Origin of the sequence: Streptomyces sp. NPDC048001 (assembly GCF_043203115.1) — a bacterium.
Lineage (GTDB): Bacteria > Actinomycetota > Actinomycetes > Streptomycetales > Streptomycetaceae > Streptomyces > Streptomyces sanyensis.
Map to the genome: position 1 here is coordinate 46,310 of NZ_JBIDBN010000013.1, position 12,536 is coordinate 58,845.

Consider the following 12,536-nt stretch of genomic DNA (forward strand, 5'->3'; position numbering starts at 1 on the left):
GAAGGTCCCTCACATCCGGAAGACGCCGAAGCCGGCGCCGTCCCGCTCGGGCAGCGGAGCGTTGGCGCAGGCCGTCAGGGCCAGGCCCAGCACCTGCCGGGTGTCCATGGGGTCGATCACGCCGTCGTCCCACAGCCGGGCGGTGGCGTAGTACGCGTTCCCCTGGGTCTCGTACTGGGCCCGGATCGGGGCCTTGAAGGAGTCCTCGTCGTCGGCCGGCCACTCCTCGCCCCGGCCCTCGATCTGGTCCCGCTTCACGGTGGCCAGCACGGAGGCGGCCTGCTCGCCGCCCATCACCGAGATCTTGGCGTTGGGCCACATCCACAGGAAGCGGGGGGAGTAGGCCCGGCCGCACATGGAGTAGTTGCCCGCGCCGTAGGAGCCGCCGACGACCACCGTCAGCTTGGGCACCCGGGTGCACGCCACGGCGGTGACCATCTTGGCGCCGTGCTTGGCGATGCCGCCGGCCTCGTAGTCCCGTCCGACCATGAAGCCGGAGATGTTCTGGAGGAACAGCAGGGGGATGCCGCGCTGGTCGCACAGCTCGATGAAGTGCGCGCCCTTCTGGGCCGACTCCGCGAACAGGATGCCGTTGTTGGCGACGATGCCCACCGGGTGCCCGTGGACACGGGCGAAGCCGGTGACCAGCGTCTGCCCGAACTCGCTCTTGAACTCGGCGAACCGGGAGCCGTCCGTGATCCGCGCGATGACCTCGCGGACGTCGTAGGGGGTGCGGGAGTCGACCGGCACCGCGCCGTAGAGCCCCGCCGGGTCGGCCTTGGGCTCCTCGGCGGGCTCCACCGTCCACGGCAGCGCGCCGCGGGCGGGCAGTGTGGAGACGATGGTGCGCACGATCCGCAGCGCGTGGGCGTCGTCCTCGGCCAGGTGGTCGGTGACCCCGGAGACACGGGAGTGGACCTCGCCGCCGCCCAGCTCCTCCGCGGTGACCACCTCGCCCGTCGCCGCCTTCACCAGCGGCGGTCCGCCGAGGAAGATCGTGCCCTGGTTGCGCACGATCACGGCCTCGTCGCTCATCGCGGGCACATAGGCGCCGCCGGCCGTGCAGGAGCCGAGGACCGCGGCGATCTGGGGGATGCCCGCCCCGGACATGCGGGCCTGGTTGTAGAAGATCCGCCCGAAGTGCTCCCGGTCGGGGAAGACCTCGTCCTGCATCGGCAGGAAGGCCCCGCCCGAGTCCACCAGGTACACGCAGGGGAGGCGGTTCTCCAGGGCCACCTCCTGCGCGCGCAGGTGCTTCTTGACCGTCATCGGGTAGTAGGTGCCGCCCTTGACGGTGGCGTCGTTGGCGACCACCACGCACTCGCGGCCGCTGACCCGCCCGATCCCGGCGATCACCCCCGCCGCCGGGGCCTGCCCCTCGTACATCCCCTCGGCCGCGAGGGGGGCCAGCTCCAGGAAGGGCGACCCCGGGTCGAGGAGGGTGTCCACCCGGTCGCGCGGCAGCAGCTTGCCGCGCGCGGTGTGGCGCGCCCGGGCCCTCTCGCCGCCGCCGAGCCGGGCCGCGGCGAGGCGGGACCGCAGGCCGTCGGCGAGCTCCCGGTGGGCCGCCTCGTTGGCCTGCCACGCCTCGGAGGCCGGGTCCGCGGCGCTCGTCAGCACTGGTGCCTGCTGCATCGGTCGAGCTCCCTTGCTCGGTTAATGAGCGTTAACGTGTTGCGCCAAGGTTAACGACCGCTAACCCGCCCTGTCTAGAATGAATGGTCATGAGCACCAGGACGTCGGCCCCGACCCGCCGCGAGCAGATCCTCAGGGAGGCCGCCCGCCTCTTCGCCGAGCGCGGCTTCCACGGCGTGGGCGTCGACGAGATAGGCGCCGCGGTCGGCATCAGCGGCCCCGGTCTGTACCGGCACTTCCCCGGCAAGGACGCCATGCTGGCGGAGCTGCTCGTGGGCATCAGCGAACGCCTCCTGAGCGGTGGGCGGCGCCGGGTCGCGGAATCCGGCGGGGATCCCGAGGCGCTGCTCGCCGCGCTCATCGACGGCCACATCGACTTCGCCCTCAACGACCGCCCGCTCATCACCCTGCACGACCGCGAGCTCGACCGCCTCCGGGAGGCCGACCGCCGCCGGGTGCGGCAGCTCCAGCGGCAGTACGTGGAGCTGTGGGTGCAGTCGGTGCGCGAGGTCTACCCCTCGCTCACCGAGGCCGACGCCCGCTCAGCGGTCCACGCCGTCTTCGGCCTGCTGAACTCCACGCCCCACCTGGGGCCCTCCGGAGCCCCCGCCGGCCTGCTCCGGCGCCTGGCCCGGGGCGCCTTCGCGGCGGCGGACGGGGGGTGAGGGGGCGGGCAGCCGCCACCTCACCCCCGCGGTGGGGCCGACCCGGTACCGGCCGCCGGCACCCGGCGCGCCCGCGCCCCGCCAGGCGGACCGGCCGGACGTCCAGCGCCGGGCGCCCGCCCCGCGGCAGGGCATCCGCCCTCTCGCACCCGCCCTCGCCCCCTCCTGCCGGTGGACACGGGGCGCTCGGGAAGGAACCCCCGGAGGCCCGGGCGTCGCTCGGGAAGGAACCCCCGGAGGACCGGGCGTCGCTCGGGAAGGAACCCCCGGAGGCCCGGGCGTCGCTCGGGAAGGAACCCCCGGAGGCCCGGGCGGCACCCCCCGGTCCGCCGCACCCGCCCCCGCCCCGCGCCCGGCGCAGCCCGGCCCGGGCGGGGGCGCGGTGTCCGGCGGGTGGTAAGGCCAGCACGCTCCGCGCACCGCGCGGCACAATGGGCGCATGCCGATACCCAGCCGTGCCGCCCTCGTCGACCACCTCGTCCGCTCACGTATCGCCGGTGACGTCGCCACCCCCCGCGACAACAACCTCTCCCACTACCGCAAGCTCGCCAACGGAGACCGGCACTTCTGGCTCGGTCTGGAGCTCGGCGACCGCTGGACCGACGAGCAGGACGTGCTCGCCGTGATGGCCGAGCGCTGCGGGGTGGTCGACGACCCCGGGCACCGCGCGGGCCAGGACACCATCGACCCGGAGCTGACCGTCTCCGCCCTGGAGCGCATGGCCGCGCGGCTGCGCAAGGCCGTGGCGGGGCGGGAGCGGGTGCTGCTGGCGACCGGGCACCCGGGCGGGCTGCTGGACGTCCACCGGCACACCGCCGCCGCGCTGCGCGCCGCGGGCTGCGAGGTCCTGCGCGTCCCCGGCGGGCTCACGGCCGACGAGGCCATGGTCGTCCAGTTCGCCGACGTCGCCGTGCTGGAACGCGGCGCCACCCTGTGGCACACCCACTCGCCCGCGCCGATGGCCGCGATCCTCGACGGCTTCGAGCGCCAGGGCACCCCGCCGCCGGACCTGGTCGTCGCGGACCACGGCTGGGCCGGCTGCGCGGGCCAGCGCGGTCTGGACTCCGTCGGCTACGCGGACTGCAACGACCCGGCCCTGTTCATCGGCGAGGCCGAGGGCCGCCTCCAGGTCACCGTGCCCCTGGACGACCACGTCACCGACCCGCGCTTCTACGACCCGATGACCGCCTACCTGCTCGACGCGGCGGGCCTGGACCTCCCGGCGGGGCTCGACCCCGGCGCGTGAGGCGGGGCGGCCGCGGGGCAGCGCGCGCGGCGCCGCCCGGGCCCGGTCCGGGACCCCGGATGCGGCGTACCGTCCGCGCGGCCCATGGGGGAGGCCACGCGGACGGCCGCCGTCCGCCGGACGGTCAGTCGCGCCATCTACCGCGCACGACGCAGTACGTACCGCCCAGCAGCATCAGGAACACCGCGCCGCGCAGGCCGAGCCCGAGGGCGTAGCGCACGCCCGTGGCAAGGTCCTCCGCCCAGTGCCGGATGCCGATCAGCAGGGCCACCGCGCCGACGATCAGCACGGCCCCCGCGGCGAACCACAGGGTGCGCTCGCCGCGGGGGGCACATGCCCACCGCGCGGTCCCCGCGGCCGCGTCGGGCGGACGGTCACCGCCCGACGGTTCCTCCTCGGCCGTCGGTCCTGCGCTCACTGGTCCGTTCCCTTCGACGAATCGGCCCGGTGGCCGGACTCGGCGTCCGGGGCAGCGCGGTCCCGGGGCCTGGTCGAGGGCCCCGGGCGATCCGGGCGGGCGCTCGTGGCGTCCTAGGATCTGCATCCAGGCTCGCAGCCGCGACGGCACCAACGCTCACACCTCAGGACGACCTTTGCTCTACGACTTCAGGCCGGTGCGTGTGCTGGTCGTCGACGACGAGGAACTCGTACGCACCGCTCTGCGCCGGATCCTCGACGCCGCCGACGGCGTGGCCGTCGCCGGGGCCTGCGACGGCCCCGAGGCCCTCGCGGCGGCCCGCGCCCTCCGCCCCGACCTCGTCCTCCTCGACGTCGACATGCCCGGGGCCCCCGGACTGGACGTGCTGCCCGCGCTGCGGGCGCTGCCCGAGGCGCCCGCCGTCGCGATGCTCACCGCCCTGGACACCGCCGACCACGTGGCCGCCGCGCTGCGGCTCGGCGCCTCCGGCTTCCTACTGAAGACCATGGAGCCGCGCCTGTTCGGGGACGCCGTCCGGCTGCTCGCCGCGGGCGGGGTGTTCTGCACGCCGCCCGGCAGCGCGCGGGCGCTCGCCGCCGCGGTCACCCGGCCGCTGCCGGTCCCCGAGCCACCGCCCGCCGGGGGGCGGCTGGACGGGCTCACGGCTCGCGAGCAGGAGGTCCTGACGCTCATCGCGGCAGGGCTGTCCAACACGGACATCGCCACCCACCTGGGCGTCGGGGTGACCACGGTGAAGACCCACATCGGCGCACTCAAGCGGAAGCTCGGCGCCGACAGCCGGGTCGGCCTGGCGGCGGCCGCCCACCGGGCCGGGCCCCGGTGAGCGGCGCGCGTCCGGAGGGCGCAGAGGCCGTCCCCCGGCAGAGCCCGGCCGTCCCCCCGGCACCGGAAGCGGCCCCCGGCCCCGGCGGAGCGCTGCGGCGGGCGGCCGCCGCCGTGCGGCGGTGCGCCGGGAGCGCCCTGCGCCGCGCCGAGGGGCCCGACCGCCTGCGGACGCTCGCCACCGAGACGCTCGTGGTGACCGCCTCGGTGGCCGAGGCGCTGGCCACCCGCGTCTACCTGCCCGGCGCCCTGCTGCCCGCCGCGCTGGCCGTGGCGGTGCTGCTGCCGCTGCGCAGGTGCTTCCCCCGGGTCCTGCTGCTGCTCGCCCTGCCGACCCTGGCCACCGGGGTGCTCTGGCTCCCGGCGATGGCCGCCCTCCACGCCGTCGCCGCCGACCGGTCGCGCCGGGAGGCGGCCGCCGGTGCCGCGGCCGTGGCGGTGGTGTCCTTCGTGCCGTGGCGGGGAGTCGGCGACTACCCCTGGACGTTGCCCGACATCACCCTGGGGCTGCTGCTCTCGGGGCTGCTCGCGGTGGCCCCCGCCGCGCTGGGACGGCTGTCCCTGGCCCGGCGCGAGCTGGCCGCCCGCCTCGCCGAACTCGCCCTCTCCCGCGAGCGCGAGCGCAGGTGCGCCGCCGAGCAGGCGGCGCTGCGCGAGCGGGAGAGGCTGGCCCGCGAGGTCCATGACACCGCCGCCCACCACCTGAGCCTGATCAGCCTGCACTGCGCCGACCTCGTGGCGGGGGCCGAGTCCGCCGAGTACCGGCGCCGGGCGGAGGCGCTCGGCGCGCTCAGCCGCCGGGCCGCGGCCGATCTCCGGGAGACCGTGCACCGGGAGGGGCCGGGGCTCGCGGAGCTCCCGGGCCTGCTGGAGGCCGCGGGCGCCGCGGCGGTCCGCCTCGACACCGGTGACTGCCCGCCCGCCGTCGGGCGCGCGGCCTACCGCGTCGTTCAGGAGGGGCTGACCAACGCCCGCCGCCATGCGCCGGGCGCACGGGCCGAGGTGGACATCCACCGGGAGGCCGGTGAGCTGCGCCTGCGGGTCAGCAACGGCCCGCCGCACCGGACCGTCCCCGCCGCCCCCTCGGCCGCCGGCGGACAGGGACTGCCGGGGCTGCGCGCCCGCGCCGCCGAGCTGGGCGGCACCCTCTCCGCGGGCCCGGCCCCCGGCGGGGGCTTCCTGCTGGAGGCGGCGTTCCCCCTGGGGTGAGGCGTCGCGGCGGGGAGACGGCCCCGCGAGAGCGGGCCGCCCCGGCGGGGGCGCCTCGGCCGCCGTGACGGGGGTGCGCGGCGAGGAGGGGGCTCGCGGCGGCGACGGGCCGCCGTGACGGGGGCTGCGCGGCGCGCCGCCGCGTCAGGCGGCGCCGGGCTCGTCGGCGAGATAGGGCGGAGCGGGCTCGTACTGGATGTAGCGGCGCACGGCCCGTGCGTGGTCGCGGCCGTGGAGTCGGCCGACGAGCCAGAGGGCCATGTCGATCCCCGCGGAGACGCCCTGACTGGTGACCAGGTCGCCGTCGACCACGTACCGGGCGTCGCGCACCACGGTGACCTCGCCCCGGTCCTGGAGGGCGTCCTCGAACTGGTGGTGGGTCGCGACCCGGCGGCCGCGGGCCGGGCCGGCCTCGTGGAGCAGCAGGGCCCCGGTGCAGACGCCGGTGGTCCAGGCGGCGCGGTCGGCGGTGCCGCGGATCCAGTCGGTGAGCCGGGTGTTGGCCACCTCGCGGCGGGTCCCGTTGCCCCCGGGGACCAGCAGGACGTCCAGCGGGGGGTGGTCGCCGAAGGTGTGGTCCGGCAGGACCCGCATCCCCTTGTTGCAGCGGACGGGGCCGGGGCGCTCGGCGACGAGCACCGCGGTGTCGGCGTGCTCGCGCAGCATGGAGGAGGCGGTGAACACCTCCCACGGTCCGACGAAGTCGAGTTCCTCGGCTCCGTCGAAGACCAGCAGTCCGTAGGTGGTCATGTGTACTCCCTGGTGGATCGGAATCGTCGGCGGTAGTCGGACGGGGCGACGCCCAGGCGTCGGTGGAACGCGCGGCGCAGCGTCTCGGTGGTGCCGAAGCCGTACCGGCGGGCGATGGTCTCGACGGGGCGGTCGCTCTCGGCGAGCGCCCGTTTGGCGGCCTCCACGCGCACGGTCTCGACGTAGGCCGCGGGCGGGGTGCCGAGCTCGGCCGTGAACCTGCGCTGGAGGTGGCGGGGGCTCAGCCCGGCGTGCGCCGCCAGGTCCGCGATGCCGTGCCGGGCGCCGGGGTCGGCGTGGATCGCGGCGACCGCGGCGCGCAGCGGGTCGCCGGACGGCTGGTCCGACCACAGCGCCACGCTGAACTGGGACTGGTTGCCCGGCCGGCGCAGGAACATCACCAGTTCCTGCGCGACCGCGTGGGCCACCTCCCGCCCCTGGTCGTCCTCCACCAGGGCGAGGGCGAGGTCCATCCCCGCCGTCACCCCGGCCGACGTCCACACCGGGCCGTCCCGGAGGAAGATCGGGTCGCAGTCGACGGCGAGGTCGGGGTACTCCCGCGCGAGCTGTTCCTCGCGTGCCCAGTGGGTGGTCACCCTGCGCCCCCGGAGCAGGCCGGCGGCGGCCAGCAGGAACACGCCGCTGCACACCGAGGCGACCCGCCGTGCGGAGGCCCCCGCCCGGGCGATCCAGCCCGTCAGCTCCGGATCGAGCCGGGCCAGGTCGACCCCGCCGCCCCCGGCCACGACCACCGTGTCGATCCCGGCGGGATCCAGGTCGGCCACGCCGTGGGGGGCGTGCACGGGGACGCCGCTGCCGGAGCGCACCGGGCCCGGCAGCGGTGCCGCGATCGAGCAGGAGTACCCGCCGGTGAGGCCCGCGGCGTGCTGGAAGACCTCGTAGGGGCCGAAGAGGTCGAGGGACTGGAAGCCGTCGAAGACGACGAAGACGATGCGGCGCTGTTCCACCCCTCCACCCTGCGAGCCGCCCCGGATGGCGTCAACGACGGGCATCCCACACTTCGCGCCATCGAGGGCCCGTCCGCCCCGGCGCGGCCTCCGTCGCTCAGCCCCCGCGGCCGGCCCCCGGGCCGGTGCCCGCCTCCCCGCCCAGCCCGGGCGTCGGGTCGAGGTAGACCCGGCGGATCGCCGGGTAGCGCTCCCGCAGCTGCTCCTCCGCCTCCTCGCAGGCCCACTCCACCTGTCGGGCGCTGGAGGCGTCGCGGAAGTCGACCTTCGCCGCGACCAGCACCTCCCGGGGCCCCTGGACGAGCGTGGTCAGCTCCAGCACGTCCACGATGTGGGGCACGGAGAGGATCTCCTCGCGCACCCCCGCCCGCAGGTACGGCGGCAGCGGGCGTCCGATGAGCAGGCGCGCGTTGGCCGCGCCGAGGACCCATGCCACGTACACCAGGAGGGCGCCGATGAGGATCGAGGCCACCCCGTCCCAGACGCCCGAGCCGGTCAGCTGCCCGCCCAGCAGCCCTCCCGCCGCGAGCAGCAGCCCGGCGAGGGCGGCCGAGTCCTCCAGCACCACGGCCTTCACCGCGGTGTCCGGGGTGCGCCGCAGGTACCGGCCGAAGCCCAGCGACAGCAGCCGCGCCTCCGCCCGCGCCTGGCGCAGCCCGGTGCGCAGCGACAGGGACTCCAGGACGAAGGCCACGGCGAGCACGACGTAGGAGAGCAGCGGGTCGCCGGGCTCCTCGCCGTGGGCGAGGGCGCGGATGCCGTCGTAGACGGAGAAGACCGCGCCGCCGACGAAGGTGGCCACCGCCGCCAGCAGGGCCCAGATGTAGCGTTCGGGGCCGTGGCCCAGCGGGTGCTCCTCGTCGGCCGGCTTGTCCGCGCGGGTGACCGCGACGAGCAGCATCAGCTCCGTGACGGTGTCCGCCAGGGAGTGGGCGGCCTCCGCGAGCATGGCGCTGGAGCCGCCGAGGAGGCCCGCGACCGCCTTCGCCACGGCGATGCCGAGGTTGGCGAGCGCCGCGACGATCACGGTGACGGCGCTCCCGGGCCGCTGCTGGTCGTCCATGGCCCGGACGCTATGCCCGATCCGCCCCGGGGTGGGGGACCCGGCGCGGGCCGGGTCCCGGCCGGGGGCTACCGGGGGACGCGGACCACGCCCTCCTGGATCACCGAGATCGCCAGCCGTCCGTCCCGGGTCCAGATCCGGGCCTGGCCCAGCCCCCGTCCGCCCGAGGCGGAGGGCGACTCCTGGTCGTAGAGCAGCCACTCGTCCGCCCGGAAGGGCCGGTGGAACCACATCGCGTGGTCGAGCGAGGCGCCCACCACGTCGCCGACCGCCCAGCCGCCGCGCCCGTGGGCCAGCAGCACCGAGTCGAGCAGCGTCATGTCGGAGACGTAGGTGGCCAGGCAGACGTGCAGCAGCGGGTCGTCCGCCAGCGTGCCGTTGGCCCGGAACCACACCTGGGAGCGCGGCTCGCGCGGGCTGCCGGCGGTGCCGTACGGCGGTTCGTCCACATACCGCAGGTCCACCGCCGCCCGGGCCTCCAGCAGCCGGTCCACCACCTTCGGGTCCACGAAGCGGTCCGCGTAGCGGGGCAGCATCTGCTCGGCGGTGGGCAGCGACTCCGGGTCCGGGGCGTGCGGCACGGCCGCCTGGTGCTCCAGCCCCTCCTCGTGCGTCTGGAAGGACGCCGAGAGGTGGAAGATCGGCTGCCCGTGCTGGACGGCCACCACCCGGCGGGTGGTGAAGGAGCGGCCGTCGCGGATCCGGTCCACGGAGTAGACGATCGGCGCGCCCGGGTCCCCCATGCGCAGGAAGTACGAGTGGAGGGAGTGGGCGGTGCGGTCGTCGGGCACGGTCCGCCCGGCGGCGACCAGGGCCTGGGCCGCCACCTGCCCGCCGAAGACCCGGGGGACGACGGCGGAGCGGGAGCGGCCGCGGAAGATGTTCTGCTCGATCCGCTCCAGGTCGAGCAGATCGAGCAGCTCGTCGAGCGCTCGGGTCACGGGTGCGACCTACAGGCCCATGTCCTTGGCGATGATCATCTTCATGACCTCGCTGGTGCCGCCGTAGATGCGGTTGACCCGGTTGTCCGCGTACAGGCGGGCGATCGGGTACTCGTTCATGAACCCGTAGCCGCCGTGCAGCTGGAGGCAGCGGTCGATGACCCGGTGCGCGACCTCGGTGCAGAACAGCTTGGCGGAGGCGGCCTCCGCGGCGGTCAGCTCGCCCGCGTCCAGGGCCTCCAGGGCGCGGTCGGCGACGGCCTCGGCCGCGTCCACCTCGGCCTGGCAGGCCGCCAGTTCGAACTTGGTGTTCTGGAAGGAGGCCACCGTCTTGCCGAAGACCGTGCGGTCCTGCACGTACTCCTTGGCGAAGCGGACGGCGGCCTTGGCCTGGGCGTAGGAGCCGAAGGCGATGCCCCACCGCTCGGAGGGCAGGTTCAGGCCGAGGTAGTGGAAGCCCTTGTTCTCCTCGCCGAGCAGGTCCTCCACGGGGACCTTGACGTCGACGAAGGCGAGTTCGGCGGTGTCGGAGGTGCGCAGGCCCAGCTTGTCCAGCTTGCGGCCGACCGAGTAGCCCTCGGCCTTGGTGTCGACGGCGAAGAGCGAGATGCCGTGGCGGCGGTCCTCGGCGGTCGGGGCGGCGGTGCGGGCGCACACGATCACGCGGTCGGCGTGGACGCCGCCGGTGATGAAGGTCTTGGCGCCGTTGAGGACGTAGTGGGTGCCGTCCTCGGAGAGCCTGGCGGTGGTCTTCATCCCCGCGAGGTCGGAGCCGGTGCCGGGCTCGGTCATCGCCAGCGCCCACATCTCCTCGCCGGAGACGAACTTCGGCAGGTAGCGCTTCTTCTGCTCCTCGGTCGCGAGCATCTTGATGTACGGCAGGGCGAGCAGCACGTGCACGCCGGAGCCGCCGAACTGGACGCCCGCGCGGGCGGTCTCCTCGTAGAGGACCGCCTCGAACTTGTGCGTCTCCAGACCGGCGCCGCCGAACTCCTCGGGCACGTTGATGCCGAAGATGCCCAGTTCGCCGAGCTTGTGGTAGAAGTCGCGCGGGGCCTGGCCCGCGGCGAACCACTCGTCGTAGACGGGGACGACCTCGGCCTCGATGAAGGCGCGGATGGTGTCCCGGAACGCCTCGTGGTCCTCGGTGAAAACGGTACGGCGCACGGTCGACGCCTCCTTCACGGTGCCGGTGCGGGATGTCCCCGACGCATGTCTAAGCGCTTGCTCAGGCTAAGTTACCGGGCGGTTGTTGAAACTGTCCAGAGTGACGCGCCGCACGCCTCGCGGCGGCGGGTCCCGGCGGCCCGGGCGCCGCCCCCGTCACCGCAGCAGCCAGCGCGCGGCCAGCTCCATGACCTCCGCCCGGCTGCGCCCGCCGTGGCCGACGTCCAGCAGGGGGGTGGCGATCCTCAGGGAGAAGGCCGTCAGGCTCCGCACCTCCACCTCGTCCTCGTCGGCGCAGATCGGCCGGTAGAGGGAGCGCAGGAACTCCATCCGCCGTTCGTCCACGCGGCGCAGCCGCCCGGCGACCGCGTCGTCCCGGCGGGCCCAGTCGCGGACCGCGAGTTCGACGTCCGGAGGGCCCGACGCCCCCCGGGCGGGCGCCGTGAGGGCGAACAGGCGCCCCAGCCGCTCCCGCGGGTCGCCCCCGGCCTCCTCCACCCGCTCGATGATCGCGTCGGTCGCCTCCCTCTCCCAGGCGTCCAGCATCTCGGCGAGGAGGGCGTCCCGGTTGCGGAAGTAGCCGTAGAAGCCGCCCTTGGTCACGCCGAGCGCCTGGGCGAGCACCTCGACGCGGACCGCCCCCGGCCCTCCCGAGGCGAGCGCCCGGAGCCCCTCCTCGACCCAGGCCTCGCGAGCCGTGCGCGGCGCCGCCATGGCCGCTCCTTCCGTGTCCGTGGTGCCGGTCCTCGCCTGCCGTCCCGGCGGGTGTGCCGCCCGGTGGCGGACTCCCGTCTATACGGTGCCGTACGGACGGTGCTAGCGTCTATGTATACGGCACCGTATAGACAGGAGTCCGTGATGAGGCTTCCCGTGTCCGCACACACCCGGACCTGGCGGATCCACGAGATCGCCCCCGACTTCCGGGTGGAGGACGTCTGGCCCCTTGCCACCCCCGGCGGCCCCGACGACCTGCGCTTCCTCGTGGAGCAGTTCGCCGCGGGCGGCTCCGGGCGCGGCGGCCGCCGCGGGCGGGGGCGGACCCTGGTGCTCCGCGCCCTGTTCGCGGTGCGCACGGGGCTCGGCCGCCTGCTGCGCTGGGACACGCCCGAGGCCGGGCTGGGGGCCCGGGTCCGCTCGCTGCGGCAGCGGCTCCCCGAGGACCTGCGCAGCGGCGAACGCGGCCCGGACATCGGCGGCGCGATCTCCTTCGACTCCCTCTACCTCACCCGCGACGAGTGGGCGGCCGAGAACGCCAACCGCACCGTCCACGCCGTGCTGCACCTCGGCTGGGTCCCGGACGGCCGCGGCGGCCACCGCGGCGAGCTGACGGTCCTGGCGAAGCCCAACGGCCCGCTCGGCCGCTGCTACATGGCCGCCATCAAGCCCTTCCGGTACGCCCTCGTCTACCCGGCCCTGCTGAGGACCGTCGAGCGCGAGTGGCGGGCGCGGGAGCAACTGCGGGGGGAGGGGCGCGGGTAGGGGTGTGCGGTTAGAAGGGCGGTCGCGGGTAGGGGGAGTGCGGTCGTGCCGCGCCGTCGGGGGCCGGGGCGACCCGGCTCGCCGCGATCCCGTGGACGGTGTTCGTCCGGGCACGCTGGTGTCACCGTGTGCCAGTACGCTGACCGCGGAGA

13 protein-coding genes are annotated in these 12,536 nt (G+C 75.5%); 5 read left to right on the forward strand and 8 right to left on the reverse strand.

The window, feature by feature from the left end:
* Positions 1 to 9: 9 nt before the first annotated feature.
* Positions 10 to 1,635: a carboxyl transferase domain-containing protein gene (locus ACGF15_RS23640; RefSeq protein ID WP_345610970.1), complete on the reverse strand. Its 1,626-nt coding sequence runs from the start codon at positions 1,633 to 1,635 to the stop codon at positions 10 to 12.
* A gap of 89 nt (positions 1,636 to 1,724) precedes the next feature.
* Between ACGF15_RS23640 and ACGF15_RS23645 the strand changes: the two genes are divergently transcribed.
* Both ACGF15_RS23645 and ACGF15_RS23650 read left to right on the forward strand, forming a co-directional pair.
* Complete coding sequence (locus ACGF15_RS23645) at positions 1,725 to 2,300, forward strand: TetR/AcrR family transcriptional regulator (protein WP_345610966.1); 576 nt, start codon at positions 1,725 to 1,727, stop codon at positions 2,298 to 2,300.
* Positions 2,301 to 2,739: 439 nt separating this feature from the next.
* Positions 2,740 to 3,546, forward strand: coding sequence for a phosphatase (locus ACGF15_RS23650; protein WP_345610962.1), 807 nt, complete (start codon positions 2,740 to 2,742; stop codon positions 3,544 to 3,546).
* Positions 3,547 to 3,670: 124 nt separating this feature from the next.
* On the opposite strand, the gene ACGF15_RS23655 is transcribed toward ACGF15_RS23650, so the two are convergent.
* Entirely contained in the window at positions 3,671 to 3,964 is a 294-nt protein-coding gene (locus tag ACGF15_RS23655; protein ID WP_345610959.1) for a hypothetical protein, read from the reverse strand.
* Positions 3,965 to 4,139: 175 nt separating this feature from the next.
* On the opposite strand from ACGF15_RS23655, the gene ACGF15_RS23660 reads away from it, so the two are divergent.
* Together ACGF15_RS23660 and ACGF15_RS23665 are read left to right on the forward strand one after the other, a co-directional pair.
* On the forward strand, positions 4,140 to 4,808 hold the full coding sequence (locus ACGF15_RS23660) for a response regulator transcription factor (RefSeq protein ID WP_362607072.1): 669 nt from the start codon (positions 4,140 to 4,142) through the stop codon (positions 4,806 to 4,808).
* Entirely contained in the window at positions 4,805 to 6,016 is a 1,212-nt protein-coding gene (locus ACGF15_RS23665) for a histidine kinase (protein WP_362607074.1), read from the forward strand. Before ACGF15_RS23660 ends, ACGF15_RS23665 begins: the two co-directional genes overlap by 4 nt.
* Before the next feature lie 144 nt (positions 6,017 to 6,160).
* Here ACGF15_RS23665 and ACGF15_RS23670 read toward each other — a convergent pair whose 3' ends face one another.
* From ACGF15_RS23670 to ACGF15_RS23695, 6 genes are all read right to left on the reverse strand, one after another.
* Positions 6,161 to 6,766: a DJ-1/PfpI family protein gene (locus tag ACGF15_RS23670; RefSeq protein ID WP_345610948.1), complete on the reverse strand. Its 606-nt coding sequence runs from the start codon at positions 6,764 to 6,766 to the stop codon at positions 6,161 to 6,163.
* Complete coding sequence (locus ACGF15_RS23675; protein WP_362607077.1) at positions 6,763 to 7,734, reverse strand: DJ-1/PfpI family protein; 972 nt, start codon at positions 7,732 to 7,734, stop codon at positions 6,763 to 6,765. The genes ACGF15_RS23670 and ACGF15_RS23675 overlap by 4 nt, the downstream gene beginning before the upstream one ends.
* Positions 7,735 to 7,831: 97 nt before the next feature.
* Positions 7,832 to 8,797, reverse strand: coding sequence for a cation diffusion facilitator family transporter (locus tag ACGF15_RS23680; protein ID WP_345610943.1), 966 nt, complete (start codon positions 8,795 to 8,797; stop codon positions 7,832 to 7,834).
* A gap of 68 nt (positions 8,798 to 8,865) precedes the next feature.
* Entirely contained in the window at positions 8,866 to 9,738 is an 873-nt protein-coding gene (gene tesB, locus ACGF15_RS23685; protein WP_362607080.1) for an acyl-CoA thioesterase II, read from the reverse strand.
* Positions 9,739 to 9,747: 9 nt separating this feature from the next.
* Positions 9,748 to 10,905, reverse strand: coding sequence for an acyl-CoA dehydrogenase family protein (locus ACGF15_RS23690; protein WP_256523222.1), 1,158 nt, complete (start codon positions 10,903 to 10,905; stop codon positions 9,748 to 9,750).
* A gap of 156 nt (positions 10,906 to 11,061) precedes the next feature.
* On the reverse strand, positions 11,062 to 11,619 hold the full coding sequence (locus ACGF15_RS23695) for a TetR/AcrR family transcriptional regulator (RefSeq protein WP_392801712.1): 558 nt from the start codon (positions 11,617 to 11,619) through the stop codon (positions 11,062 to 11,064).
* Positions 11,620 to 11,763: 144 nt separating this feature from the next.
* Here ACGF15_RS23695 and ACGF15_RS23700 point away from each other — a divergent pair, with 144 nt between their 5' ends.
* The gene (locus ACGF15_RS23700; RefSeq protein WP_392801715.1) at positions 11,764 to 12,384 is read left to right on the forward strand and encodes a DUF2867 domain-containing protein; all 621 of its coding nucleotides are present in this window, start codon (positions 11,764 to 11,766) and stop codon (positions 12,382 to 12,384) included.
* Positions 12,385 to 12,536: the final 152 nt, after the last annotated feature.